At 44.2% G+C, this 25,698-nt stretch carries 24 protein-coding genes; 4 read left to right on the forward strand and 20 right to left on the reverse strand.

Annotated features, from left to right (window positions below; translation table 11 throughout):
* Nucleotides 1–199: 199 nt before the first annotated feature.
* Together SRRS_RS24435 and SRRS_RS24440 are read right to left on the reverse strand one after the other, a co-directional pair.
* Nucleotides 200–694: an SMI1/KNR4 family protein gene (locus tag SRRS_RS24435; protein ID WP_371364023.1), complete on the reverse strand. Its 495-nt coding sequence runs from the start codon at nucleotides 692–694 to the stop codon at nucleotides 200–202.
* Between the two features lie 301 nt (nucleotides 695–995).
* Nucleotides 996–2,348, reverse strand: coding sequence for a DUF6076 domain-containing protein (locus SRRS_RS24440; protein ID WP_371364024.1), 1,353 nt, complete (start codon nucleotides 2,346–2,348; stop codon nucleotides 996–998).
* Between the two features lie 192 nt (nucleotides 2,349–2,540).
* On the opposite strand from SRRS_RS24440, the gene SRRS_RS24445 reads away from it, so the two are divergent.
* The 3 genes from SRRS_RS24445 to SRRS_RS24455 all read left to right on the forward strand — a co-directional run bounded on the left by SRRS_RS24445 (nucleotide 2,541) and on the right by SRRS_RS24455 (nucleotide 6,473).
* A complete protein-coding gene (locus SRRS_RS24445; RefSeq protein WP_371364025.1) occupies nucleotides 2,541–3,320 on the forward strand; it encodes a hypothetical protein in 780 nt (259 codons plus the stop codon).
* Nucleotides 3,307–4,770 (forward strand): hypothetical protein, encoded by a 1,464-nt coding sequence (locus tag SRRS_RS24450; protein ID WP_371364026.1) that lies wholly within the window; start codon nucleotides 3,307–3,309, stop codon nucleotides 4,768–4,770. The genes SRRS_RS24445 and SRRS_RS24450 overlap by 14 nt, the downstream gene beginning before the upstream one ends.
* 866 nt (nucleotides 4,771–5,636) lie before the next feature.
* On the forward strand, nucleotides 5,637–6,473 hold the full coding sequence (locus tag SRRS_RS24455) for an inner membrane CreD family protein (RefSeq protein ID WP_371364027.1): 837 nt from the start codon (nucleotides 5,637–5,639) through the stop codon (nucleotides 6,471–6,473).
* A gap of 166 nt (nucleotides 6,474–6,639) precedes the next feature.
* Here SRRS_RS24455 and SRRS_RS24460 read toward each other — a convergent pair whose 3' ends face one another.
* The 17 genes from SRRS_RS24460 to SRRS_RS24540 all read right to left on the reverse strand — a co-directional run bounded on the left by SRRS_RS24460 (nucleotide 6,640) and on the right by SRRS_RS24540 (nucleotide 24,880).
* Nucleotides 6,640–7,782, reverse strand: a complete 1,143-nt coding sequence (locus tag SRRS_RS24460) for a hypothetical protein (RefSeq protein ID WP_371364028.1) — start codon at nucleotides 7,780–7,782, stop codon at nucleotides 6,640–6,642.
* Nucleotides 7,770–9,089 carry a F390 synthetase-related protein gene (locus SRRS_RS24465; RefSeq protein WP_371364029.1) on the reverse strand — a complete coding sequence of 440 codons (1,320 nt, stop codon included), beginning with the start codon at nucleotides 9,087–9,089 and terminating at the stop codon, nucleotides 7,770–7,772. The genes SRRS_RS24460 and SRRS_RS24465 overlap by 13 nt, the downstream gene beginning before the upstream one ends.
* Nucleotides 9,073–9,921, reverse strand: a complete 849-nt coding sequence (locus SRRS_RS24470; RefSeq protein WP_371364031.1) for an MBL fold metallo-hydrolase — start codon at nucleotides 9,919–9,921, stop codon at nucleotides 9,073–9,075. Before SRRS_RS24470 ends, SRRS_RS24465 begins: the two co-directional genes overlap by 17 nt.
* The gene (locus SRRS_RS24475) at nucleotides 9,921–10,907 is read right to left on the reverse strand and encodes an NAD-dependent epimerase/dehydratase family protein (RefSeq protein WP_371364032.1); all 987 of its coding nucleotides are present in this window, start codon (nucleotides 10,905–10,907) and stop codon (nucleotides 9,921–9,923) included. The genes SRRS_RS24470 and SRRS_RS24475 overlap by 1 nt, the downstream gene beginning before the upstream one ends.
* Entirely contained in the window at nucleotides 10,904–12,082 is a 1,179-nt protein-coding gene (locus tag SRRS_RS24480; RefSeq protein WP_371364034.1) for an ATP-grasp domain-containing protein, read from the reverse strand. The genes SRRS_RS24475 and SRRS_RS24480 overlap by 4 nt, the downstream gene beginning before the upstream one ends.
* The gene (locus tag SRRS_RS24485; protein ID WP_371364035.1) at nucleotides 12,072–13,067 is read right to left on the reverse strand and encodes a beta-ketoacyl-ACP synthase III; all 996 of its coding nucleotides are present in this window, start codon (nucleotides 13,065–13,067) and stop codon (nucleotides 12,072–12,074) included. Before SRRS_RS24485 ends, SRRS_RS24480 begins: the two co-directional genes overlap by 11 nt.
* Before the next feature lie 216 nt (nucleotides 13,068–13,283).
* Nucleotides 13,284–13,763: a 23S rRNA (pseudouridine(1915)-N(3))-methyltransferase RlmH gene (gene rlmH, locus SRRS_RS24490; protein WP_371364037.1), complete on the reverse strand. Its 480-nt coding sequence runs from the start codon at nucleotides 13,761–13,763 to the stop codon at nucleotides 13,284–13,286.
* Between the two features lies 1 nt (nucleotide 13,764).
* A complete protein-coding gene (locus SRRS_RS24495; protein ID WP_371364039.1) occupies nucleotides 13,765–14,889 on the reverse strand; it encodes a S1C family serine protease in 1,125 nt (374 codons plus the stop codon).
* 11 nt (nucleotides 14,890–14,900) lie between these two features.
* Nucleotides 14,901–15,683: an MBL fold metallo-hydrolase gene (locus SRRS_RS24500; protein WP_371364041.1), complete on the reverse strand. Its 783-nt coding sequence runs from the start codon at nucleotides 15,681–15,683 to the stop codon at nucleotides 14,901–14,903.
* A gap of 143 nt (nucleotides 15,684–15,826) precedes the next feature.
* The gene (locus SRRS_RS24505) at nucleotides 15,827–17,176 is read right to left on the reverse strand and encodes a phosphomannomutase/phosphoglucomutase (RefSeq protein WP_371364043.1); all 1,350 of its coding nucleotides are present in this window, start codon (nucleotides 17,174–17,176) and stop codon (nucleotides 15,827–15,829) included.
* A 141-nt stretch (nucleotides 17,177–17,317) separates the two neighbouring features.
* Nucleotides 17,318–18,697 carry a nickel-dependent hydrogenase large subunit gene (locus SRRS_RS24510; RefSeq protein ID WP_371364045.1) on the reverse strand — a complete coding sequence of 460 codons (1,380 nt, stop codon included), beginning with the start codon at nucleotides 18,695–18,697 and terminating at the stop codon, nucleotides 17,318–17,320.
* Between the two features lie 5 nt (nucleotides 18,698–18,702).
* Nucleotides 18,703–19,938, reverse strand: coding sequence for a hydrogenase small subunit (locus SRRS_RS24515; RefSeq protein ID WP_371364047.1), 1,236 nt, complete (start codon nucleotides 19,936–19,938; stop codon nucleotides 18,703–18,705).
* A 294-nt stretch (nucleotides 19,939–20,232) separates the two neighbouring features.
* A complete protein-coding gene (gene ltrA, locus SRRS_RS24520) occupies nucleotides 20,233–21,615 on the reverse strand; it encodes a group II intron reverse transcriptase/maturase (protein WP_371364049.1) in 1,383 nt (460 codons plus the stop codon).
* 445 nt (nucleotides 21,616–22,060) lie between these two features.
* Nucleotides 22,061–22,942, reverse strand: coding sequence for a peptidase MA family metallohydrolase (locus SRRS_RS24525; protein WP_371364051.1), 882 nt, complete (start codon nucleotides 22,940–22,942; stop codon nucleotides 22,061–22,063).
* 146 nt (nucleotides 22,943–23,088) lie between these two features.
* Nucleotides 23,089–23,730, reverse strand: a complete 642-nt coding sequence (gene deoC / locus SRRS_RS24530; RefSeq protein ID WP_371364053.1) for a deoxyribose-phosphate aldolase — start codon at nucleotides 23,728–23,730, stop codon at nucleotides 23,089–23,091.
* Between the two features lie 164 nt (nucleotides 23,731–23,894).
* The gene (locus SRRS_RS24535; RefSeq protein ID WP_371364055.1) at nucleotides 23,895–24,326 is read right to left on the reverse strand and encodes a Fur family transcriptional regulator; all 432 of its coding nucleotides are present in this window, start codon (nucleotides 24,324–24,326) and stop codon (nucleotides 23,895–23,897) included.
* Nucleotides 24,327–24,577: 251 nt separating this feature from the next.
* Complete coding sequence (locus SRRS_RS24540; RefSeq protein WP_371364057.1) at nucleotides 24,578–24,880, reverse strand: helix-turn-helix domain-containing protein; 303 nt, start codon at nucleotides 24,878–24,880, stop codon at nucleotides 24,578–24,580.
* Nucleotides 24,881–25,009: 129 nt separating this feature from the next.
* Between SRRS_RS24540 and SRRS_RS24545 the strand changes: the two genes are divergently transcribed.
* Nucleotides 25,010–25,216 (forward strand): helix-turn-helix domain-containing protein, encoded by a 207-nt coding sequence (locus SRRS_RS24545; RefSeq protein ID WP_371364059.1) that lies wholly within the window; start codon nucleotides 25,010–25,012, stop codon nucleotides 25,214–25,216.
* Nucleotides 25,217–25,347: 131 nt separating this feature from the next.
* Here SRRS_RS24545 and SRRS_RS24550 read toward each other — a convergent pair whose 3' ends face one another.
* A complete protein-coding gene (locus SRRS_RS24550; RefSeq protein WP_371364061.1) occupies nucleotides 25,348–25,686 on the reverse strand; it encodes a spore coat protein in 339 nt (112 codons plus the stop codon).
* Nucleotides 25,687–25,698 lie beyond the last annotated feature (12 nt).

Genomic DNA, 25,698 nt, shown 5'->3' on the forward strand with positions numbered 1-25,698 from the left:
GACACCGAGGCTTTCATACGGTAAGTCTGAGGAATGTCCATGTCGATCGATTGGTCGGTCTCGTTATGAAAATCAAAAAGAGGATACGAATTACGCAGTGTAGTTCGTATCCTCTTTTTGCGGTTGTGTTTATATTGTTGCCCTTATAATTTGATAGACTAGGAAAAAAAGGGTCAGGTTTGAGTTAACTTCATAAAAATCACCAGTACATTTCTATTTGTTTCTGTAAAAATAACTCCATATTCTTTCCTCTAGAAAATCTATGTGTCTGCCAGTCAATGGGATAATTCCAGTCATAAATTGACGTCCATAATAAAAATACTTCCCCTGTTTTCGCATCTATACAATAAACATCATCAATACACTTCTCATCATCTGCAGCAAAAGGTATATATGTTTTCTCAAACACATCAAGACCATCTGTATGATAAAGTATCTTCCATATATTTTCTACTGACTTCAAACTAAGCAATTTCAGACGAGAATATTTGTCATAACCAGAAACGGCCTTAAATATCCCTTTACTATCTATACATTGACCGTTGTTCTTCAAGTAAACCTGTATTAATGTGGAAGGAAATTTGACACCTATATTACTCTCAGCACTTAAAATTTCTTCCTTTGTACATCCTTCATTTAAGTCTTTAAGCACACTAGGGTATAATTTTAGTATTTTCAAAAATTCATCCCACATAGACATCTCTCCTTCATGCTGTCCTTTTGCTCACCCATGAGCATTAGTTTTTGGGCATTTTCACTGTATGTTTAATCAATTTTCTATAACTAATTCTTGACTCCTCCCAATAATTAAAATGGCGTCAGTCTTTAAGATTTAAGGTTGACGCCTCTTTTCGCCATTACCAGTGATACGGTTCTCCGTATCGGTATAACGACCAAATTTATTTTTCTTCAATGCAAGCTCAGGAACCGCCCCTGCGCTTCTTCTATGCTGAAACGGGTTCTCGTAGGTAACTTGGGGTATTGTGCTAAGATATTCATTTTTTAAGCCACTTAGCGTATTCGTCCTCGTCCAACTTTCCCGCCCTGACTTTTTCAAGCTTTTCTTTCGCCTCTTTGTGCCATGCTTCAAAATCATCCTGTGTCATGATTTTATTTTTAACCCGCATACGGTGCGTATTATATGCCTTTGTATATTTTTTCAGTGCGGGCTCGCTCTCTTTCTTGCGGCTAAAAGCACGCATTGGGCCGACTTCAGCACAAGTCTGCTTTGCATCACTGGTTGGTCTGTCACAATATAATTGATTTCGGTTTGTGACGACAAAGTACAGTCCACAGTTATTACATCTTTTTATTTGCATACGGCATTCTATCATATGCAATATCTCAAGGAAAAGCAGTTCGCGAATATCTACGATTTCATATTCCTCATGATCTACTACATCGCTGGCCAACCTTGCTGCATAATTCGCCGCAATATCAAGAGCATCTTTCGCTTCTTCTGATATCTCGGTATTGCTAATATAGGAATCATATAATGCTTCAAGCTGTCTTGATAACCCGTCCATCTCAAGGGATATTCTCGATTTATCGGCGGTTTCTCCATGCCTGTACAGGTAAGGGATTTTAAACGAAAGCCGTTTTTCTACTTTTAACTCGTATTCCTTATGCCAAGCCCCGAACATATTCCCATAAAGCCACACGCGTTGCGGAACTGTCATCCTCCCTAAATAAGGTGCCGACAAATCCATTGTCCAAAACAACGTACGTTTTACAAATTCCTGCGTTTTAAGCTCATGGTCAAATCCTTTTTCATTTTTTTTCCAATACGGTATACTGATCATGACCTCAAAATCGTCGGGGCAGTCTTCGCCTATTAGATATCTATACTTTTCGTAAAACTTGTTTTTAGGATGACTAGAGTCATCAGAAAGAAAAAAGTCCAAATAAGGCTCAGTCAGAATGCTAAATCTCTTGTTATACCATTCTCTTTCCTCTTCTCTTTCATACAAGCGCTCAAACCCGGCGAATCTGCCATCTTCCTCTTTCCAACTCGCATTAAGCAATAGCACATTCAGATATTCACCTATCGCGTTTATAAAGGTGCTGTAATGATTAAATTCATAATCGAATTTATAGTAAGGATGTAGTGACATTAATATATCGTTTATTTGTGCAGCATCGTTTTTGCTGTAACGATAGCCTGTTAAATCAAATCTTCGAATGTCCAATGCTTTCGATATATAACCCTCAAGCAGCACGGGAAGCTGTGATAAATCTTTGTTAACGTAGTTGAACAGTAAGTCATGCCTATTATTGTCACTGCTGAACGGAGCGTAACCACCAATGTAAAAATCGTATCTGTCTTTTTCAAATCGGACTGTTGCCATTAGATACCTCCTATTATTGCACAGTTGCATTATTGCATGCAATTGCATTGTTACTATTTATCCCAAAACACCGAATGGCGCTAAAACGATATTTGCGTAACCCATTGACGCCAGTTGCGTTGTGCTGTAAACTTATAATACAACAACGCAATTAACCCGTCAATAAAAAGTATACAATAAGGAGGTTGAAAAATGTTCAATCACGATTTTAAAAGCGAAGCTGTCAGGGAATATGAAATTGCTGCTGCGTTTTTCAATACATTAATCGACGAATCGCAGACGACAGCTGCAAACTTTAACAAAACAATCAAAGGTGGTGTGTCTTCCTTATATGCGGTCGAATACCTCATCGGGAGCATTACGGGTATCCCAATCAAGCTGGCGCAGGAGGTTAAGCAAATTACACCCACAAGGGGGCGGTATTACGCCCGCGACTTTAATGCAGAAGCTCGCAAGGAAACCCTTTTTACTGGTGGGGTGCTTGCGGTTAGCGGAACTACAACTATAGTTGGTACACAAGTAGCAAATCGATTTTTGGTAAAGGCTGCACCAAAAATTATTGGTACCGCCGCCCTCAAAGCGGGGGGAAGCGTTGCACTCAGAGGGCTTATCGGACCGATTGGCTGGGCTCTCTTGGGCACTGAGGTCGTATGGGCCGCGTGTTCAATCAGAAAGAAAAACGCAAAAATCGCACACGATGCGCTCAATGCGGCGCAAAAGCTGCGAGAGAACTCGCATGATTTGTCAACTGATATTGCAAAAACTAATGCTTTGTCCAAGAAAATCAAGTCGCTTAGTGAGGGCGTCGCAGACTTGCTCGAGCGTTGTGGAAGACTACGCGCGACAAATTACGAAGATTTACCCGGCAACGACCAGCAGCAACTTTGGACATTGGTAAACGCGGCAATGGCGCTTGTGTCTGCTATACAGCCTGAAAATACAAAAAAGAGGTGGCATAATGGCAATTGTTAATGAAACAATCGCCCACGCTCATGCGGCATGGTTGGGACACATCGTACAGATGGAGACGGAGCAGCTTGCTCACGCTTTGAAGATGCAGGAGATCAACCTAAATGCTGCTATAGATGGAATTAACGCCCTCCGTAATTTCATTAGCGATCCTTCTCACATTTTGGGAAGCCAAACGACGAAGCATGGTGAAATAGCCGAAGCTTGTGAGGTTTTTATCGGCAATGCCCTTGAACAAATCAAGGGCGGCAAACCTATCTATATTTGGTTGAATGGTGCAGAGCGGTTTGCTCCTGCCGACTACTTACTAAACGGCGCTGAGGTTCAAAGTAAATACATAAACGGCGCTGCCGCCACGGTCAACCATATTAAGAAGCATCTTGAAAAATACCAGGATTTTTTAGCTAATGGTGGGTTTTATCATATCCCCAAAGACCGTTATATGGAAATAACAAAACTTCTTGCGAAAAAATCGTCAGAACTGCAAGGCAGTCAGACGACTTTGGTACGGAACATCCGAGCTTTCGAGCAGGCCACCGGTTTTAAGTTCGAGCGAGCTGTAAAACCCGCCATCACGACTTACGGTGAGGTTCAGTTGAACAAAGTGGACGACACTATTGCCAAAAAGGAGGAGGAACTCAAGAAAATCGATAAAAAGCTTCGCCAAAGACACATCGAAAAAGCGCGTCCTACTATGAAAGCTGGTTTACAGGCCGCAACCATCGGCGCTGCCCTCGAAGGCGGAACCGCGCTTGTGATGAGCATAGCTAAGCGTCACAAAAAAGGCCTGACTCTGGCCGACTACACCTCAGACGACTGGCTTGAAATTGCCGCTGAGGCAGGAGTTGGCGTGGTCAAGGGCAGTATTCGGGGTGGTGGCGTATATTCACTGACAAAAATTGCAGGCGTTCCTGCGCCTGCCGCAACCGCAGTGTTTTCCGCATCTTTCGGTGTGATCGAACAAGCCAACCGACTTCGAAAAAGCGAAATTGGCCGCGATGAATTTGTCCTTAACGCGGAGGCGCTCTGCCTTGATGTGACGATCGGCGCAGTCGCTTCAGCAGTAGGCCAAGCTTTGGTCCCTTTGCCTGTTTTAGGCTCATTGGTCGGCAACAGCATCGGGATGTTGCTTTGGGGTATAGCGAAAAACCACCTACAACAGGACGAACAAAAAGTCATTTCATGCTACAGAGCTCGTATAAATACACACAACTTACAGCTTGATTCTTGCCTCAAAGAGATATTTGAAGACCTACGCCAAGACGTCAACCATTTCCAGGCGCTGTGTGAAATAACCTTCGACGTCTCCAAGGGGCGTAGTGTGAATTTCCACGGTTCAATATGTCTTGCGCAGTACAACAATGTGTCAACTGATGCCATTATTCGTGACGCTGCCGGCTTTGAAAGGTTCTTGGAAAATAATATAATAATAGATCTTGGCGATTGCGCTTAATTACTACGAAAGTCATTGTGAACAGCTTCGTATATCTATCCGTCCTACGGCCCTAACACAGTGAACTCGCTTCAGCATTGCTGAGACGAGTTCACTTTCCGCCACGCTTTGTTTATGGCCGAATGGAACATTGTGGCCGCTTCTTACCATTCATGTCGCAAATTGCATGTTGGCAATTCTCAAACCATCGTCAATCACTCTGGATAAAATTTCTAATTCTACAGAATTCCATTTAGGCTTATACTTTCACCCACTTTTTCTTTAGAAAAGCAAACAGGGTCTACCATGGTAAATGTAAGCCATACCCTAAAAAAATGATATAATAAAATATAGACGAGGGTGTGGCTCGCGGGGTTAGTTTCTCATAAATGAGATAACTCAGCTCTGAAATGCCGCCCTCGTTTTTTTGTTATCTGTGACGTTGGCCGGGATTATGCCGGCCTGTGGGAAATGGCTCTGTTAGTAGATGTGACATTGGATAACTTAAGGATGGAGGAGAAATATGCAGCAACAATTGCTAGTTGGTGTGGATGTAGGATGCCGCAAAAATAATGTCGCTATTGCAGCTCTAACGGAATGATTACTCAATTTGAAATTACACATGATTCTAGAGGTTTTAACAAATTCTGACACTCATGATGATGGCTCCTTATATGGAGCAAGTTAAATAATCGTTACAGACGGTACCTACAATTGATGAAGTTGAAATGAAATTAAAAAGCATCAGCCGTCGGCGTAGGCAATTGGTACGCTTTGTCCGGTCATCCCTTCACCCCCATTATTTACCATAATTTGAAGGGAAAGGCACTTAGAAACGGAATCTATTAATATAACCCACCCCCAAAAGTTTCTTTGTCAACCATAAGATGCCTTCTGAAAAGGGCACTTATGACAACTTCCGGGTTCTGGTAAACGGCAAGCCGGTTGAGGTTCGCGACTTCAACAATATTTTAGTGCCTATTCAACTTGAAGCAAACCAAGAGGCTACCGTTGAGATAGCATATGTATCCCAGGGTATGGATAAGTGGTTTTACAAGTTTGGCGATAAGGTCATTGCTGTGAATAACTTTACAATGAAGATGACAACAAACTTTAACGATATTGATTTTCCTGAAAACACATTGTCGCCTTCGTCTAAAACAAAGATTGGTAACGGGTGGGAGTTGCAATGGAGCTTTACTAACCTTCTAACCGGTTCAAAATTAGGTATAGATATGCCCAAAAAACCTAGTCCAGGACATCTGGCCAGTCAAATGAGCTTTTTTGCTCCTATCTCCCTCCTGTTCTTTGTTCTCTTTATGTTCTGCGTGATAAGAAATATATCCGTTCATCCCATGAATTACTTCTTTCTTGCCGCATCATTCTTCGCCTTTAGCCTCCTTTTTTCTTATTTGGTAGATTTAGTTGATATCTATCTTACATTTGTTATTTCGTCTATCATTTCAATGGGGCTTGTAGTTTCGTATATGAGGATTGTTGTCGACTCAAAATTTGCTTTTAGAGAAGTAGCCATTTCGCAATTCATATTCCTTGTATTATTTACTTTCTCCCATTTCTTCAAGGGATTAACCGGGTTGATAGTGACAATAGGTTCTATTCTCACGCTTGGAATAGTAATGCATTTAACGGCGAAAATTAATTGGGACGATAAATTCCGTTCAAAAAACGAAAAGGAAAACCAAGATTTATCAGTAAAGCCGTAAATCACTCCTTTATCCAAGATTCGTTTATGTCTTCTTACAATTAATTCGTGGCGCCTCCCATGAATCAAAATGGCTGCAACCCTGCATTCGCAAGGGTTGCAGCCATTTTTGCCGTTACCAATGATATGGTTCTCCGTATCATCTCTAACGTGCGGGATTTCAAATCTTATAGGCGGTACTTTTTCATCAACGGAATTCCAATCTTATTAACGATAGCCGCTAGAACAAGCCATGGTAGCCTCCTCCACCACGGTAAATGTTTATAATACACTAAGCTATACTCAATATGTCCGACTGATCCTCTATTCCTTTTGAATTGTGCCGCACCGGAACTATTGTTTAAATACAATCGGTTCTTCGCGGCTTCTAACAAAATCTTAATGGAAATCAATCGATATAATCCTGTCTTCGTCGGAATATTAGTATCATAGCCAACGATAGGTGTTGTCATAACTCCATTTCGTTGAAAATAGCCAATCACCGCATTAATCTGTTGCTCTTTGCAAAAACAAACAAAATTTAAAATTCCTGACCGTGCTGCATATTCGATAAACTTCTCCGTAAACCAGGGGTTATGATAAGAGTATTTATCGAGATACAACATGTTATATATTTCCTTTATTCGCAAGGCATCCTCAGCAGACAGTTGGGAAACCTGGTGTATCTCGTAAGGAGTATTAACCAGCAGTTTTATATCCTTTTTTAGGTCATACGTAGATGGCAGTACCCCCGATCTTAGGTTTACCCCATATATTTGTCTACTGGCTACAGGAACGCATCCTTGCATTGTTAGCGAGTTAATAGTTGAACTGTTCGTCTCCGCGTTTATTGAACGGAATACGAGTGTATGGCAAGGAAATCTCATCTGTAAAAAACCCAGGATTTCCGAAATTTCATCATCAGTTAGAGCTGGATACAAATTAGTGGAAAGTAACCAATTATTCACATGCACGACCTTATTAAAATCCATTCTCCGAAGAAAATACCCCACGGTATTGATTACCCCGGATAACATTTTCTCTAAAGTCGGATTTTTCAATTCGCGTAACTCTTCCACCGCATAGGAAACATAGTGGTTATAAGGTGAACACACATACGGATTATCGTATTCACCATTGTTTATAGTAATCGGGAGTATGCAATCTCCTACTTTAACTATCATCACTTCAGTGTTTACATTTTTAATGTACGGCTCAACTCCATCCAGAATGAGGGGCGTAAGATATTCTTTTGCATATTGGCCATCGCATGTTTCGGGCCATATTAAGAGATGAAGATTCTGCTTACCGAACAACTCTACTTTTTCCATGCCACTTCAAACTGCCTCTCTACTCGTCTGAGCTTTCGTCCTGGAATTTGCACGGGAATCTCAATGAAATTCACGTGCGGTGGAGCGATACCCATACTCTCCCATAATGTAGCTAAGTTTAGCCTGACACGTTGTTCAACATTATCACAACCTATATAGCGAAGCCCGATATCAATATGGCTTTCATCTCTTTGTATGGCTATATATTCCACAATGGATTCATCAGCTGTAATGATGGCTCGCCGTATAAAATCAGGAAAAACCGGAATTACGCCTTGTTGATTTTTCGCAGGAAGATAAAAGATATCATCACATCGCCCCTCTATGCTCTCGATAGCAACATGTGGAGATCCACAAGCACAGCCCCCAACTTTTTCCTTTAAAACATCATCTAAACGATACCGGATAATAGGTTGCGATATCCTGCTAAAGTCAGTAATAATCGGACTAAATCGTTTATATTCATCATCCAAATATTCCTTCTGAATTACAACCAGATCTTCATTTAGATGGAGCACTCCCAGGGAGCATGTTACCCCTAAAAAACCTTCCGTACATTGGTAAACTTGATGAATGATCTGCTGGAACCGTTGTTCTAAGTATACTTTATCCAATGGATCAAGTATCTCTGCAACTGAAATTACCTTCTCCGGTACTATGCGCAAATCCCGACACAACGCATCGGACAAGAGCCTCAATAGGGACGGCGGGCCCACCACTATCGTTGGCTGCAGGGCATTAAGGCTAGCTATATGTTCTGCCATAGGTTTTAGTAGGTCGAAAAACTCAAATCGGATCCGGTGCTTCCCTAAAGTTTTATATAGATTACTGTTAGCACGCAAAAAAAAGGCAATTCGATGCTCCTTCAATAAGGATCCAGGTAATACCTTAGCCAGTATCGCACCGGCCCATTTGGCTTGTTCGTCCTGGCTAGCCAAAAAAAGTCCCCTATTGCCCGAAGTCCCAGATGATAACCCCACTGTAATGTTATGAACAGTGGGTGTAAAATTACGAGACTCTTCCGCAGCAAATGCAACTCTAAATGCTTCTTCTTTGGAAACGTCCACCGTATTCAGGCGCGTAAAATTCTTCATCATAATTTGTTTATTGATTGTTGGCCAATTACGCCATTCAGCAATATCCAACCCCGCAAAATAGTCTCGATAGAATTCTGAGATTAGCAAAATACGCTGCAAGAGAACTCGAACCTTTCGTTCTTGCCAATCTTCCAGTTCCTTTCGACTTCCAAATTTATGGCCGTATTTTGTTGTAATATATTGCGCCAGTATCTTAACCTCTTGCAGCATTGAACATATCCTCCAAGGTTTCTTTGCAATGGGAAGGGACAACCGCTATATGCGGGTGGTTACCCGCATATTCATGTACTCGATGCAGCGTCTGTAAATACTCCTTCCAATCCGCAGTGATAAACCGGGCTAACCAGTGGGGTGGAATCAGCTTGCGGAATGAAGCCTTCTGCCAGCATGCATCAGCAATAAAAAAATATCCCCCCGTAGAACTTTCAGGAATAATTAGCCCCATCTGTCCTGTTGTATGCCCGGGCAGCTTAACCAAAAATAAAGTTTTGTCCTCAAATACGTCGAATCCGTATTCGAAAGGACGATGCAACTCAGGTAACTTTATAGCCTGGGAATCTTTTAAAGTCACTAACCGACTTTCAAAATCCTCTGGTAACAATGCTTTTATAAATCCCGCACGTAATGCTCTCATCCCTGTCAGACTCTTTACGGTCGCAAAGGCTTCCTGGTGAGCAACAAAGGTAGCAGAATGGAAGTCTCTGCATCCGCCAATATGATCCGCATGGAAATGGGATAACAGAATATATCGAACCTGATTTGCTTCAATTCCTTGTAGATGAAGTTGCTCCGTGATACTCTCCCCTTTTTTCAGATAAACAGGAGTAATATGACCGTATAACGAAAAAGGCCAGCGCGCTGTCTCAGTAAAAAAACGCCTTGTGTATCCTGAGTCGAATAGGATATACCCTTTCTCAGGATGTTTAATCAATGCTGCCATGGCTGGAAATTCACGCAACTGAAAAGATCCATTACGCATAGCTATTATCTCAGGATGAACACAATACCCCGCGCGTAACAAAGACACTTCAAGTGAACTCATTACCGCTCCCCTCTCCACCAATCAGCAAATCTTTCAATACCTTCGCTAATACTTATGTTAGGCTTAAATCCCAGCTCACGACGTGCGGCCGTTATATCCAGCGTTTGAGAGTAATATAAAACACCAACTCCATAACGCGTAATTTCCGGTTCTCTCGCTCCTGGCATGATATTCGCGTAGAACTCGGCTAGCGATGCTGCAGAATATGCGAGGAAAAACGGCAATTTTTTCAGCCGCAAAGGATAGTTCAGTTTCGCAAAGAGTAATTGCAATAACTCTTGCATCTGCATCGGTTCTCCATTTGTAATATTGTACTTTTCACCAAAGCACCTTTCTGATGCATGTAAGCACAACACCAATGCATCTACTACATTTTCGATATAGGTTATATCCACCGTAACGTCCTTGCCAAAATCGGGAATCCCCTTGGAATCATTGACACGTATTAACCGAGGAAATATTGTTGTATCTCCCGGACCAAAAATCCCCCTTGGACGGATTGTAATTACAGGTAATCCCTGCTTATATGCCGTATCCACTATACTTTCTGATATACGCTTCGTCTGTGCATAGGTATTAATAGCCTTTGATGGCAAGACGTCATCCTCTGCAATTTGATAGCGATCCCGGTATTCCATATACAAACTGGGGGTAGAGACGTGAGTCAGCCGCTGAATCCGGTGCTGCTGACATCCACGAACAACATTTTCCGTTCCAAGCACGTTACTTTTATAAAAGTCTACATATTTGCCCCAAGGAGCCGATAATGCTCCACAATGAACAACATAATCCTGCCCCTGACAAGCTTCTATGACGGCATTTCCGTCTGCCAGGTCCGCTTTTATGAAGTTCATTCCCAACAAAGCCAGTTCTTTTCCCCGTGCTTCATTCCGCCCAATAACGGTAACTTCGTGGCCATCATACAGTAACCTGTTTGCCAGTGCCCCTCCCAAAAAACCTGTTCCGCCAGTAACAAGTATCCTCATAGCATTTCGCCATTCCACTCAATGTCATGCGTTGTTGCCTCGAGTATCGATGTTCCGTTTTTCCTGCAAATAGCATAAAATGTTTTCACTATTAGTAGTTGATGAAAAAAAGGCATCGGATCTGCTGGAGAAAAAACAATGTCTTGAGAACGCCGAAAAACACCGATCCAATTTTTAAAATCAGACCAGCACTTGCATTGGCCTATTCCGAACAGCAGCATAGCTAGACCTAACATTTTCGGCTTTGACTCTTGTTGCTCTATCGAAGTAGGAAGAAACGATATCGCGTGGTTTAGTTTTTGAGCGGATAATAGATGGATGCCACTCGTTGCCCGTGGATTACACTCCAAAGGATACACGTCTCCCTCAGGTGTCTCGATAAAATCAAATGCAATCTGACCCGTGAATTTAAGTTTCTCCACTATCTCTTGAACCCAATGTAAGATACCGGCATGACCTGTATGCTCAAAGCACACACAGGCTCCCTTCCCGGCTTTGAAATTGGCAGTATATACCGTATGAGCATAAATAATACCATCATGGCAAATCGAGTAGGAACAGTATTGCTTCCCATCGATATATTCTTGCATTACCCAGGGATCATTTTCTGATACATTTATCTGTGGCAGAGGTATATTGTTATTATTGATTTCATATATTTTCGAGGCAAAGCGCGAATAAACTGGCTTTAAGATCAGGTGGGAAGGAAGCTGCTGTTTCACACATCTCATATCGTCCTGCGATGTTGAAACCCATGTACGAGGGACAATCTTTCCCAAATTACGAGCATATTCAATGAACTCCCACTTGTTATGAAGCATCTTGAGTTTTTCAAAGCTGTCTACAAAGACACTCAGTCCCGGCCGTACTGAAATGAGCTGCTCTTTATAACGTGCAATATAGAATACTTCTTCACAGGTTGGAATTAGTAAATCAATCTCCTTGGCAATAATGATCTTACTAAGACCCTGAATGTATTCTTTGGGAGATATTCTGGGGGCCGGTAGAAAAAAACTGGCTTTCACTGCCCTGCTATATGTGCACAAATGGGTGGGTACACTTTCAGCTACGTATACAGTCCATCCACATGCACTAAGTTTCCGTGCCAAATCAAGGGCTACCGGCGCTCGTCCGCCTGTAAGCAATACACTTTTACCTTGAAGCTCAATAGACAAGAATCATCCCTCCAATGGATAAGCCAGCCGATGTCCCAAATAGCATCAGACGATCACCACGCTTAACTCGACTCTGCGAGATTGCTTCATGAAGGGCTAAAGGTATTGAGGACGCAATTGTATTGCCATATTCTCTGATTGTAACCATAAACCGTTCGTCAGGAACTCTTAAATTCCGTTGGATTAGCCTCATGCCAAGTAAGCTTGCTTGGTGTGGAATAACCAGATCAATATCCCTTATCTTACACTGCGCGGTATCGAGAAGCACATTAAATAGCGCTGGGATATATTGCATGGAGAGACGAAACAATTTTTCTCCCTCCATATGAAATAAGTAATCTGTTCTATTTTCTTCCCGGTACTCCCTGGGATGAAGCTTCGTACCTCCACCTTTTACTTCGGCTAAATGCACACCATCAATATAGGTAGCCATATGCGATGCTAATATTTTTGCTCCATTGGCATCTGTTTCTCGTTCAACTACAACGGCAGCAGCGGCATCGCCGAATAATACACAACTTTCTTTATGGTCCCAATTTAATGCATTAGAGGCTATGTCACTGGAAAATATCACGACGCGGTTATATTGTCCAGCTGCAATCATGTGCGATACGATATCCATTGCCACCACAAAACTTAAGCATGTTGAGTTTATATCAAATGCCGGAATAGCATTCTTTACCCCTAATGCCTCTTTTGTCAAAGCCGCATTACTTGGGATGGCTTGTTCCATTGCACCATTTGCACCAACTAGGCAGTCCACATCATCCATTGTCAGATTTACACTACGTAGTGCATTGAGAATCGCCTTCGCTGCCATCTCCGACTGTGTTTCTCCCAATGCATAATGTCGTTTACATACTCCAGTTTTCTTCTCGATCCATCCTGGCGGTAACTGTAACCTTTCTTCCAGATCACGATCTGTTACCACCATAGGCGGGATATACGTTCCTGTCGCTGCAATCTTAACAGATCTGTAGTCCATTCTCTTCTAACTCCTTTACTTATCTACCCCTATCGCATTTTACATAGATCGTTACCGCTTTGTTGTATTTTCACACCCACTTAGGTTAACATTCGTTAACCTAAGTGTATTATAATTTGCCTTTTTTTGTCAAGACGTTTTATTTCGACCAAGTTATGTACAAAAAAAAACAAAGCCTCCACCCGGATTTTCAAGGGTTGAGGCCACTTTTCGCCGTTAGAGGTGATACGGTTCTCCACGCCAAATCTTAAACGCCCGGTAAATCTGCTCAACGAGCAATAGTCTAATCATCTGATGTGTAAATGTCATCTTAGAAAACGACAATCTTTCCTTAGCCGCACTTACTACTTCTGCCGACAACCCAAAAGCACCGCCGATGACGAATGTTAGATCGCTTTGTCCGGTTAAAGCCAGATTCTCAAACTTGGCAGCCAGTTGTTCTGACGACAGGGCTTGTCCGGCTACGTCCAGCACGATAAGATACGTTCCCGGCCGTACGGCTTTTAAAATGCGCTCACCCTCCCGGGTGAGCGCTTGTGTTTTTTCGGCCGCTGACGGGGCATCAGGCATTCGTTCTTCTACAAGTTCGATGATATCCAGTTTGCAAAATGGGGTAAGGCGTTTTTGGAACTCCTGAATCCCGGCGGTTAGATACTTTTCTTTGATCTTACCTACGGTAATAATAGTAATCTTCATCTTATTGTCCTGGCATTTCCTCTAATAACACGTTAATCGTTTGTTTCTGATCGTTTCTCTGAATAACGACTTCTACTTTTCCACCAACTTGCTGAGTATCAAGAACTGCTCTAAGTTCCGCGACACTGTTGGTTTCGGCTCCGGCGACTTTGAGGATAATGTCCCCTTCACGAATACCGGCTTTGTAAGCAGGGCCGCTGGCCGATGCTTTTGCTACATAAACGCCTTTATCCAGTTTGAGTTCATAACCGTATTTTGCCGCAGTGCTTTGGTCAAGGGCGCCTACGCCCAGATAAGCTCTAATAACCCGCCCCTTGTCAATAAGTGACTGGAGGATAGGCCGGGCGCTGTTAATAGGAATGGCAAAACCAATGCCTTCTACGCCGGATAGGGATATTTTCGCGCTGTTAATACCGATAACTACACCGTCGGCGTTGACAAGAGCACCACCCGAGTTACCGGGGTTGATGGCAGCGTCGGTCTGAATCAGTTTGAAGCGACGTTCGCCGATATCCAACGAACGGTTGAGGGCACTGATTACACCGGCCGTTACGCTGCCTTTGAATTCAAGTCCCAGCGGATTGCCAATAGCAATCGCCGGTTCGCCTACCATTAGCGAATCGGAATCACCCAATACCGCTACAGGCAGGTTTGAAGCATCAACTTTAACAACAGCCAAGTCGGTAGCGGGGTCACCGCCAACCACCTTGCCGTCAAGTGTGCGGCCATCAGCTAGGGAAACCGAAATCTCCTGAGCATTTTGGACAACATGATAGTTTGTGGCTATATAGCCTTGTTCATCAAAAATAACGCCAGAACCTGTGCCCTGTTCCACCATGACTTGACGATTGCTGAAAAAGTCGCGGGCGATCCCTTTGTTAGTAATACCGACAACAGCCGGGCCAACGGTCTGAGCTGCCCGGACAATAGGCGTGTTACGGGCATCAGAGATATGTGCCTGTGCCGCCGGCGGCTGAAGTGCCTTAAAAGGGGAACCGGCGGTGTCAGGTTTTTGCGCTTTATCACCGGTAATATTACCGGCACAGCCTACCACAAAAGTAGCGCCAATAACCATGCTGATTAATGAAACCACAATATAAGGAGTCAAGCGTTTAAACCATCCCATTATATCGCCTCCTATTTGTGTTCAGATAGTCCTGAAATCTGTTCGGGATAGGTAAGATGCAAAGTAACCTCCTGCCCCAGCCGGCAGCCCTGATTTGTTAAAATTTCAGCTACTGTATCTTCCGCCAGTTCCGGACGGTTATTTTCCTGGCTAAGATGGGCCAGAAAAACATGGGTATGCGCTTTACGGTCAACTCTGGCCAATGTCCAGCCGGCGTCAGTATTAGCTAAGTGACCACGGTTACTCATGATCCGTTTTTTCAGATGCCATGGGTAACTGCCGTTTTTCAGCATCTCCACATCATGGTTTGATTCCAACACCATGACGTCGGATAAAGACAAGGCCTCTTTTACTGTAGGCGTAACAAAACCAAGGTCTGTGGCAACACTGACTTTGCTGCTGCCCGCATACAAGCGAAACCCGACAGGGTCAGCCGCATCATGGGATATGCTAAAAGGCTCAATTTTTATCCTGCCAATGCTAAGGCTGTCGGGAAGCGCCTTACAGCACTCCTCGGGAAGTACTCCCCGGCAGTACATTGACTGCCAGGTATCCGGTCGGGCATACGCCGGAATTTTATATTTTTTTAACAGTGTTGTCAGTCCATTGACATGATCACGGTGCTCATGCGTTATAAGTACACCGTCAATATCCTCTACCTTGGTACCGATAGCATCCAGTGACTGCTTAATACGCCGGGTACTTATCCCAGCATCCACCAACAGTTTAGTATTTTCCATTTCAATGAACGTAGCATTTCCGGTACTGCCGCTGGCCAAAACATGAATCTGCATAATTACCTCTTATTTTTTTTACTTTAAGGAAAACAGTTATGTATTCGACTTAACTGTCTAAAATTCCTCTTTGCCAGTAATTATTATCCTGCTTTTATCAGTGATCAGAACCTCCCGGATAGCTAGCCCCTATATGCTTATATTTATATGCACTCTGCCGGTAGTTTTTCCTTGACGGTTGTCTGTATTTCCGGCGGCAATGCACCTAACAGTATGCTGGTAATATCCCTCAGCCTTTCTGCCGTTTTAGCCTCAAACCGCAGTGTAAACAGAGGCTCAGTAACGGAGGCGCGAATCATCCCCCAGCCATCTTCGAATTCAATCCGCACACCGTCTATCAGGTTAGGATTGTAAGCTGCCAGTCTATCAGCCACTTGCGTCAATACGGCCGCTTTATCCGACCCTAAATACTTGACCCGGATATCAGGTGTCAGGAGATAGTTGGGTATGGCATCAATCTGAACAGCCAGACTGCCAAGCTCGGCCACAAGTTGGCATATTTTCAAGCCGGAAAACATGCCGTCATCATAGCCTAATTCGCGGAAGAAGAAATGGCCGCTGATTTCTCCGGCAAACAAGGCCATCTCCCGTATAAAAGCCGCTTTGCTAAAGGTATGACCGGCGCGCGCCATAACAGGCCGCCCGCCGGCTTTGGCCACTTGCTCAGGCACAACCATTGAGCACTTGGCATCGTAAATGATTGCGCCATTCCCGTTTGCCAAGTATTGTTTGGCAATAAGCACCATAATATCGTCATTATCAAGGGGACGGCCATTTTCGTCAACAAAACCGACTCTGTCACCGTCTCCGTCAAACCCAACACCAAGCGCCGCTTTGTGCGCACGTACAGCTTGTCCGAGCGCTGCCAGATTTTCAGCAAGCGCCGGGTTAGGCGGGTGATTGGGAAAACTTCCGTCAGGCTTGCAATTCAGTTCAATCACTTCATAGCCAAGCCGCTTGAATAGTTTTGGTGCGATCGTGGCAGTAGCCCCGTTACCGGCATCCAGAACTACTTTTAGCTTTCCTGGCTTGGCTTTACCGGCGGTATACTCAAGGTAATCGGCAATAACCGGAAGCTGAGTTACCGATCCGTTCCCCTGCGTTCTTTCGTTAGCCATCACCATCCGGCCAATCTCAGCTACCTCTTCTTCGGTGACTGGCTTAGGGCCCAGTACCAGTTTGAAACCATTGTACTGCGCCGGGTTATGGGAGGCAGTAACCATTACACCGCCTGTTGCGCCGGTGGTTTTTAGCGCATAGTAAAACACAGGGGTCGCCACTGTGCCAATATCAATCACCTGACAGCCTGATTCCTCCAGGCCATCAATCATTATACACTGCAGACTCGGAGTGGACAGCCGGATATCGCCGCCTACTACTACTCTTTGTCCTGTTAGTTTAACGCCAACAGCAAGGGCAATACGCCTGGCCATTACGTCGGTTAGTTCCTTGCCTGCTACGCCGCGTATATCACAAGCTTGAAAAATACTCATAGGATAGCCCCTCTCTCATTATCTAAAGAAAACACGGCTTGCGCCGAGCTCTTAGCGACGGTGAAAGCCGATGTTGCCCTATCGTTTATAGCAAATATTGTATCACGCTGTTACTCCGGCTTCAACACCTCTTATATCCCGTCACATTTCTAGTAAATGTACCGCACAGGTAAAACAGGGGTCAAAGGAACGGATAACCCGGCCGGCTTCGACAAGCCCTGCCCCTTCTACCACAGGTGTACCAATCAATGCCTGTTCGACCGGCCCCCGCGCACCGCGACTGTCCCGGGGCGAAAAATTCCAGGTAGTCGGGGTAACCACTTGGTAATGAGTTATTTTGCCATGTTTATATTCCATCCAGTGGCCAAGTACACCCCGCATGGCATCGGTCAAGCCTACGCCTGTGCCGCTCTCAGGCGGCGTATATGGCTGAAAACTGGGCGTGTTGGGCACAATCTCCTGGAAAAATCCCTGGGCCAGTTTACATATTTTTAACGTCTCCCTGGCTCTGGCCACCAGCCTGTCCATAACTGAGACACCGCGTCGGTACTCACCATTAATAAACCCTCTGGCTAACGGGCCGCATTCGAGCGGCATATTCTTATAGCGGGGAGCCTTTATCCACGAATACGCTTCCGGCTTATCAATATTTGGATCTGTCCGCCCTTGTGCCGGCGGTCTGCTGATGACGTCATCTTTATACCAGCTATATTGAATCTCTTCGGTAATTTGGTTAATATCGAACGGTTCCGGCTGCCCCTGGCTAAGAACAAGTCCTGACTTAAAGGCGCGCTCCCCTGTCAAAGGTGCCGGAAACATACCGACTGAAAAGAAATTACCGTATCCACCCCCAATATTATAGTAATCTTTATAGTATTCAGCAATTGTCATAACGTCACTGGTAAAAATATTTTCAACCCATTCGGTTAACTCCTGCAAAATACTGCTATAGGCCATAAGCCGTTCCACCGATGCCTGTTCGGTTGTACCTGTGGGTAAAATAGTTTGTTGATGCGGTGCTTTGGCTCCGAAAACAGCCATCGCTTCGTGAGCACGTACTCCTTTAGTGACAGCCTCTTTGGCATGCTGCAAAAGTTCGTTATTTACCTTCTGCGGCAAACGGTAATCCGCCGCTGCGGGGCGTGGCAAGTACGGCGGCATATCCGGTCCCCGCACATAGTCGTACAGTACCAGCATGTAAAAGTGGCGTAAGTTATTTTGGATTATATCTGCGGCAAATATCAAATTAGTAATGTGTTGTCCTGTCGGCGTCGGCCGCACGTCAAACGCCTGTTGTTGAGCCATACCGGCAGCAATGGCGTGAGCAGAAGAACATATACCGCAAATCCGTTGCGTAAACAACGACGCATCACGCGGATCACGCCCCTGCAGCATTGCCTCCATCCCCCTGAACAAATGAGATCCTAACCAAGCATTAACAATTTTGCCGTTCTGCACTTCTACATCAACTCTCAACGGCTCATGAATACGTGTTACCGGAAAAATTGTCTGTACCGCCATCGTTGTTACCTCCTGTATCTTTGTCCCGGACGAAAGAAGTCAACAACCTTCTGTCGAAAGGTTCGGGGCTGTTTGCGTTTGACTTTGGTCTTGGCCAAGCCTTTACTCTCACTAATCAGCGCATTCTGCTGGCGAATCAGATCATCTAACTCCTGTTTTAGCTGCTCCAGGTTTTCAGGCGGATCGGGTTCCGGCGGATTGGTACCATCAAGCCAATGTTTGCCTACCCGCTTGGCAACAACCCCGGTAACTAAGTAGGCTCCGATTCCCGCCGCTCCCAGCCCGGCTGCGGCGGCACCGAATCTTTTGATGTTAAGTGTACCCAGCGGAGTCTGTAAATTAGGCAGGTGGTTATAGAAAGGCATAGTGCTGTCAGGAAAGCCGGGACTAGCACAGCCAATACACGGAGCCCCCGCCCGCACCGGCCAATTAACATAGTGATTCCACTGGCGTTTCGGACAATCGGCGTGAGTAACAGGGCCTTTACAGCCTACTTTATAAAGACAGCCGCTTTCACCAGGAAACGAAGCAAAAATACCGTCCTCAAACTGCTGCCGCCGTTGACACAAATCGTGAATGGTCTGGCCAAAGAACATCTTGGGACGGTTATAGCTATCCATCTCCGGCAACCCATACATAATAAGATGACTAAATGTTCCTGACAGCCAATCCGGATTAATTGGGCAGCCGGGTACGTTAATAACCGGTTGTTTTATGACATCCCATACTCCTTTTGCACCGCCGGGATTCGGATAAGCGGCCGACGGACCGCCATAACAGGCACAAGTACCGGCCGCAATAATATATTTAGCTTTAGGTGCAAATTCCTGCAAAGCCGCTAAACCTGTCACCATCTCGTTACCTCGCAAAAAAACATGGTTGAAGCGGCCATTTTCAGCTGTCATGACCGAACCTTCAACCACCAGCCAGAAATTCCCCGCTTCCTTTTCCACCGTATCCATTAATACTTTTACCACCTGTTCTCCTTGGGCAAGGTTTAAAAGCCAGTGGTAACGCAAGTCGATCATGTCGGTAAGTATCTGGACAAGCTCCGGATTAACAGCATTATCAAGTGAAATTGAATTACCGGTACAAGAACCAAGCTCCAGCCAGATTACCGGCGGTTTGGTTAATTTACTTTCCGCATAGCCCTGACGCATGAGCGGCACTAAATAATCGGTTAAGCTGACAGATAAAACTGCCGACGTACAAATCTTTAGAAACTCCCGTCGGGTAAGCATTGACTTCCCCCCTTAGGCATATCGGTCTTAATTTTCCCATATTTGGTTTATCTATGTAAAGAAAACACGGCTTGCACAGAACCTTTGGCGATAGTGGAAGCCGATGTTGCCCTTATCCTATTTTTAAGAAAGCTCTGCTTTCTGTTAGGGTAAAGAAAACACGGCTTGTTCTGAGCGATAGCGACAGCAAATGCCGATGTTGCCCTGTAATCGAGTAGGAGCTAAATAATTAATTTATTTAGCGACCTCTCACACCACCGTACGTACCGTTCGGTATACGGCGGTTCAATAATTTTAACGTAAATGAAATGCCTCGTATTTCTTCGCTATGTTCATATAGCCTAGAGATTCGAGGTATTTGTCTGTTAGTGTCCTTTGTAAAATAGCACTTCCCGCAACACGCCAATACCCTAACCGTGTATTGGCATACTGCCAAGCTCTATTCCTATCCAGTCCCAGCTTTTGTAGATTCACAAACTTAGTCTGAACTTTCTTCCATTGCTTCCATAGATACATTCGCAGCCTGCGCCGTATCCATTTGTTCATTTCTTTCATGTTATTGCTCATGCTTGCAATGGAAAAGTAGTTCAACCAGCCTGTTGTATATTTCCTCAGTTCTTGCAGTGTGTCTTGGATTGCCCACCCACGACTTCGGTTGGTTATTTCCTTGATCTTCTCTTTGAAACGTTTCAAGACTTTCCCATGCGGACGTATTCCGATTTGTCCCGCTACCTTATGCAATGCAAATCCCAGAAACTTCACCCTCAGCGGACTGCCGATTTGGCTTTTCCGCTGATTTACTTGTAACTTCAAAGTTCCCTCAAGGAATTTCACACAACTCGCCATGACCCGCTTGGCTGCACGTTCCGTCCTGACATAGATATTGCAGTCATCTGCATATCTTACGAACTTATGTCCGCGCTTCTCCAGCAGTTGATCAAATTTCGTCAGGTAGATATTGGATAGCAGCGGTGACAGGTTTCCTCCCTGCGGGGTTCCCGATGTACTGGGGCTGACTATACCGCCTTCCATGACTCCACTTTTCAGGTATTTCCGGATTAAGACGATGACTCGTTCATCCTTGATTTCTTCACGGAGCATGTTGATAAGCATGTCATGATTTACCGTATCGAAGTACTGCGCCAGGTCAATGTCTACTACTTTCGTGTATCCTGCCCTATAGTATGCTTCGGCTTGCTTTATCGCCTGATGCGCATTTCTGCCTACTCGAAAACCATAACTTCTTTCTGAAAATTTCTTTTCAAAGATGGGCGTTAACACTCGGGTTATGGCTTGTTGTATTAACCTGTCTAGTACGGTCGGTATTCCTAGCTTTCGGGTTCCTCCATCCGGCTTAGGTATTTCTACCCTTCTCACGGGTTGAGGGGTGTATCTTCCGGTTCGCAGGGATTCAAGAAACTCTTCTTTATTGTCTTTCAGCCACTGCTTCATATCTCCAACCTGCATGCCATCCACTCCGCCTGCACCTTTCTTGCGCAGTACCTGGGCATATGCTGCATTGAGATTGTTTCGGTCTAGTATTTCTTCTAACAGATTTACGCGGTTCTCTTTTGCATCTTCCAGTGTCGTCATGCTCCGCGCTCCCTTGTTACTCTCTGCTTCCAGCATACCCTGGCAAGGGCAGCCCATTTTACTGGTTTTCTGCTCTCTTAACATGACTTCACCTTCCTTTGCTCAAGAACTCGATTATTGTTCAGTCCTTCTCGAAAAACTTCGGTACTATGACCTCTGCTGACTTCTCACAGTAAATCTTATTTCAACCATGCTTCGATTGAGTTATCTTCACATGTCTGTGAGATCTCCCCGGGTAAGAACGCAATCTTTCTCTCCATCTATCTGCCACATTTACAGCGCAAACTTTCGGATAGTTTCGGGCTTCGGTTTGTTATGCAACCTTACCCAGTTTACACTGCCTTATATGTGATTTCTGTTCGTCAGACCAGAGATTTGCCGCCGACTTCCTTCAGATTCCACCTCGCGGTGGACACCCTTGTCTTGAGCTATGCGCTTGGCACTATCTACCCGCGCTCGGGACTTTCACCCGTTAGATTGCGCCCATGCCGGGCGCACAAAGAAAAAGGAACATGCGTTAGCACGTTCCTTAATTAGCTGCTTTGCTATATTGTTGCATATTGCCTTGCGCCCACAGATTAACAAGCGACATAAAGGTGGCGTAATCCATACCAAGTGTCTTTTCAATAGCACGGTCAGTTCTTTCACCAGCTTTAAGATACAGCAATACTTGGTTTAGTTTAGCATCACCCTGAACTTCGGCAATATAGCGAACTGCCGCCAGTGATTGACGATATGCCAGGGATTGATTGGACAATCCGTCAAAATTCTGGTCAAGTTCTTCCGGTGTATATAGCTTTCCTGTTAAACGGTTATCAGCTGTTACCCATTCGTAGCCATTCACCCGGTATTCCATATACTGTGCCAATCCCTCGGTAAACCAGCGGGAATAGTTTCCTCTGGTCAAATGGTCAAACACCAAGTGAGTGAATTCGTGCGCCAACGGACCAGTTCTGATAAACTCGTCTACCGAGGGGTTGTTTCTCATCCACGCTTTTGGCGAGAGAATTTGGATAATTCCACCCCAGTAAAAGCCCATAGCACTGGCATCACCAGACCAGCCATATGCCTGTTTCATGGCTTGACGGTCAGAATAAACCAGAATTAGCGTTTTACCGCTTGGCTCATAATTAAAAGCCGCGGTAACAGGCCGATAGGCAGCTTCTGAGGCTTCAGCCACCATATCAACTATGTCGACGTCACTGTCGGTATATCTAATAATAAAATGCGGCGTTTCTTTTGTCAGCATGCTACGCGTCTGATACTCAATTTTCATCACGACTACCTCCCGCACCAGAGGGTACAGCCACATTTGCGGACGAATAGGTATCATACTTAGAAGCAAACAGGCTAAAATCAGCCCAACGATTACCGGCATGCCGCCGGGTACAATTTCAACTATATTACGCATGATATGCTGCCCTCCTTTCGAGCAAGTAAAGGACATTATATCATGCATTCAAGTTTACTTCTACAGGTGTTTTATGTAAACTATGTCTTTTTCTACAATTTTTTTATCGGCTAGAAGTATATAAACCAGAAATACGATAGGCAATACTAACCGCCGGTAATAGTCACTCCGGCACTAGTTCCCAGGCGGGTAGCTCCGGCAGCAATAAGCGCAAGAGCTTGTTCACGGGTACGAATACCACCCGAAGCCTTGATACCAATTTTGTCCCCTGCGATTTTTTTGAGCAAATGAATATCTTCCACTGTCGCGCCAGTAGAGGCAAAACCAGTAGATGTTTTGACAAAGTGCGCTCCGGCATCAATCACAGCCAGGCATGCCTGTCGCTTTTCTTCCTCAGTTAACAAACCTGTTTCAATAATAACTTTGACGATAGCGCCATCAGCCGCTTCAACTACTTGTCTGATATCCTCGGTTACTACTTCCCAAAGTCCGGCTTTAGCTGCGCCTATATTTATGACCATGTCCAACTCATTGGCTTTGCGCAGCACTGCTTCTTTAGCCTCAGCCGCCTTGATGGCAGTTATCGTTGCCCCTAACGGGAAACCTATAACAACAGCTGTTTTTATTCCCGTACCAGCCAGGTGGTGAGCTGCCAAATCCGCATAGATTGGATTTACACATACTGCCGCAAATTCGTGTTTAACGGCTTCTTCACACAACGTAATAATATCTTCCACAGTTGCCGACGGTTTGAGTAGAGTATGGTCAATATAACTTGCCAACTTCATATCCTAACCTGCCTTTCTATAAAGTAGACTTAGCTCTAGGTGGGATTTCAATCCTTCTGAGGTCTAGCCGCAGCGAAAAAGAAATTTTGTTTTGAATGGGTTACATAGCAAAAAGACTGCCGGAATGCGGCAATCTCTTTATCTGTTTTCTGTTATCCGTACTTCTACTGTTTGGCCGCGGACTCGTTCTGGCATTTAGGGCAGATCCCATAGAAGTAAAATTGCTGCCCTTGAATAGTATAGTCCGTTTGCGACGAAACCCTACTAACAAAATCAATAGAATCTATGCCATGCAAGTCATCAACCCGTCCACAGCACATGCAGCGTACATGCGGGTGATTACTAGTATTGGCATCATAGCGGAAACTGTCTTCCCCAACATTAAGTATTTGTACTAAATTCAATTCTTTCAAAATTTCAATTGTCTTATACACAGTCGCCAGACTCATCGTAGGATAAATCGGCTGGAGCTCATTATAAATCATTTCGGCGCTAGGATGGGCAGTAGTAGCGGCTAAGGCGTTATATATCGCCAGTCGCTGTGGCGTAACTTTGAACCCCTTGTCCCTTAACAGTGATGTAACGCAAATGTCCATTCTTTTCCCCTCCCTTACTACAAATATCACTGGAAAATAGTTATTCCGTAATTCTTACTTAAGAATAACTCTTATTGCTAGTTGCTGTCAAGGTAATTTTATGCAAGTAGAAAAAAGTATAAAATCCATACTGCTGTTAAACGGGGTGTCCTATTTTATAGTAAACCAGCTTAAACAAATAAACAGCACTTTGCGCAAGAACGTAGAGTGCTATTTTGATAAAATCACGTAGATTTTTTTTAAATATACCGTTAGCCCTTCATCAATTCTAAAAACGTTTGCAAAGCTTGGCGTTGTTTAGGGGTTAGCGTCTGAGCAATTCTTACCAGACGCTGAATATCTAAAGGAAGTTCTGCTGTTTCGTCACAAAAGAATTCGCATAAGCTGATTCCTAAACCATTACATATCTTCCGCAAAGATTCAATAGTTGGATGTTTTTCACCTAATTCAATTTGACGGACAAAACCTTGTGATAATCCTGCTAGAGTTGCTAGTTTGTTTGTACTATATCCTTTTAACTGGCGTAACTCAATAATCCTTTTAGAGATATCCATATTTAAGCCACCTTAACAATAATTCTATAGTAATAATATACCACAATTATTAATAAAAACCCCTAACTCAATGGCGTTGACTAGCTAACTCTATAGAGTTAGAATATTATAATAGGAGGTGTTGCGATAGTGCTTGAAAAATTGCGATTGACGAAAAATATGTCACAGCAACAACTGGCAGAAGCAGCAGGCGTAACTCAGGGGTACATTTCTGCACTGGAGCGTGGCGTAAAGAAGAATCCCGGACAAGTAGTAGTAAAAAAACTAGCGAATGCCCTTAATGTATCAACAGACGTAATTTTAGGATTATTTCCTGATGCACCGTCAGAGGTGTAGAGGAAAAGTAAAATGCGACCTGTAAAACACGCAAATCGTTCTATATTGCAAAAAAATAAAGCGGCACGAATAGAATTAAAAACCAAAAGACCATCCCGTTTTATAAAGCGGGATAGTCTTTATAAACAAAGTTATTGGGATTGACCGCTAAATTTCGATTTAGCTTGAGAAATGTCTTGTGAACTTGCGTTTTGAACATTGTAATAGCCTTTTTGCTGCATCATATCAAAGAGTTGTTTTTCTTGGCTATGGATATCGCCCAAAACTGTCAGATAATCGCGACGCAGCGATTCACTGCTACACTCCAAGGCAAAAGTGTTAACTGCAGCCGCTGCGTGCTTGCTTTCGTTAAGAGCAAGCTGCAACATATCACGGTCAGTTATAATAGCCCCTTGACCGCTCATGCCTGCCTGCATGCTTTGGCCGGATTGCTGACCGGATTGACCAGATTGTTGACCAAATTGTGCCAAAATATTTCACCT

Origin of the sequence: Sporomusa rhizae, assembly GCF_041428845.1 — a bacterium.
In the GTDB taxonomy this organism is placed as follows: Bacteria; Bacillota; Negativicutes; order Sporomusales; family Sporomusaceae; genus Sporomusa; species Sporomusa rhizae.

What these genes read in the sequence shown, in the direction of transcription:
- SRRS_RS24435 (WP_371364023.1), bottom strand. Translation starts at nt 694, where the DNA reads ATGTGGGATGAATTTTTGAAAATACTAAAATTATACCCTAGTGTGCTT.
- SRRS_RS24440 (WP_371364024.1), bottom strand. Translation starts at nt 2,348, where the DNA reads ATGGCAACAGTCCGATTTGAAAAAGACAGATACGATTTTTACATTGGT.
- SRRS_RS24445 (WP_371364025.1), top strand. Translation starts at nt 2,541, where the DNA reads ATGTTCAATCACGATTTTAAAAGCGAAGCTGTCAGGGAATATGAAATT.
- SRRS_RS24450 (WP_371364026.1), top strand. Translation starts at nt 3,307, where the DNA reads ATGGCAATTGTTAATGAAACAATCGCCCACGCTCATGCGGCATGGTTG.
- SRRS_RS24455 (WP_371364027.1), top strand. Translation starts at nt 5,637, where the DNA reads ATGCCTTCTGAAAAGGGCACTTATGACAACTTCCGGGTTCTGGTAAAC.
- SRRS_RS24460 (WP_371364028.1), bottom strand. Translation starts at nt 7,782, where the DNA reads ATGGAAAAAGTAGAGTTGTTCGGTAAGCAGAATCTTCATCTCTTAATA.
- SRRS_RS24465 (WP_371364029.1), bottom strand. Translation starts at nt 9,089, where the DNA reads ATGCTGCAAGAGGTTAAGATACTGGCGCAATATATTACAACAAAATAC.
- SRRS_RS24470 (WP_371364031.1), bottom strand. Translation starts at nt 9,921, where the DNA reads ATGAGTTCACTTGAAGTGTCTTTGTTACGCGCGGGGTATTGTGTTCAT.
- SRRS_RS24475 (WP_371364032.1), bottom strand. Translation starts at nt 10,907, where the DNA reads ATGAGGATACTTGTTACTGGCGGAACAGGTTTTTTGGGAGGGGCACTG.
- SRRS_RS24485 (WP_371364035.1), bottom strand. Translation starts at nt 13,067, where the DNA reads ATGGACTACAGATCTGTTAAGATTGCAGCGACAGGAACGTATATCCCG.
- rlmH (WP_371364037.1), bottom strand. Translation starts at nt 13,763, where the DNA reads ATGAAGATTACTATTATTACCGTAGGTAAGATCAAAGAAAAGTATCTA.
- SRRS_RS24495 (WP_371364039.1), bottom strand. Translation starts at nt 14,889, where the DNA reads ATGGGATGGTTTAAACGCTTGACTCCTTATATTGTGGTTTCATTAATC.
- SRRS_RS24500 (WP_371364041.1), bottom strand. Translation starts at nt 15,683, where the DNA reads ATGCAGATTCATGTTTTGGCCAGCGGCAGTACCGGAAATGCTACGTTC.
- SRRS_RS24505 (WP_371364043.1), bottom strand. Translation starts at nt 17,176, where the DNA reads ATGAGTATTTTTCAAGCTTGTGATATACGCGGCGTAGCAGGCAAGGAA.
- SRRS_RS24510 (WP_371364045.1), bottom strand. Translation starts at nt 18,697, where the DNA reads ATGGCGGTACAGACAATTTTTCCGGTAACACGTATTCATGAGCCGTTG.
- SRRS_RS24515 (WP_371364047.1), bottom strand. Translation starts at nt 19,938, where the DNA reads ATGCTTACCCGACGGGAGTTTCTAAAGATTTGTACGTCGGCAGTTTTA.
- ltrA (WP_371364049.1), bottom strand. Translation starts at nt 21,615, where the DNA reads ATGTTAAGAGAGCAGAAAACCAGTAAAATGGGCTGCCCTTGCCAGGGT.
- SRRS_RS24525 (WP_371364051.1), bottom strand. Translation starts at nt 22,942, where the DNA reads ATGCGTAATATAGTTGAAATTGTACCCGGCGGCATGCCGGTAATCGTT.
- deoC (WP_371364053.1), bottom strand. Translation starts at nt 23,730, where the DNA reads ATGAAGTTGGCAAGTTATATTGACCATACTCTACTCAAACCGTCGGCA.
- SRRS_RS24535 (WP_371364055.1), bottom strand. Translation starts at nt 24,326, where the DNA reads ATGGACATTTGCGTTACATCACTGTTAAGGGACAAGGGGTTCAAAGTT.
- SRRS_RS24540 (WP_371364057.1), bottom strand. Translation starts at nt 24,880, where the DNA reads ATGGATATCTCTAAAAGGATTATTGAGTTACGCCAGTTAAAAGGATAT.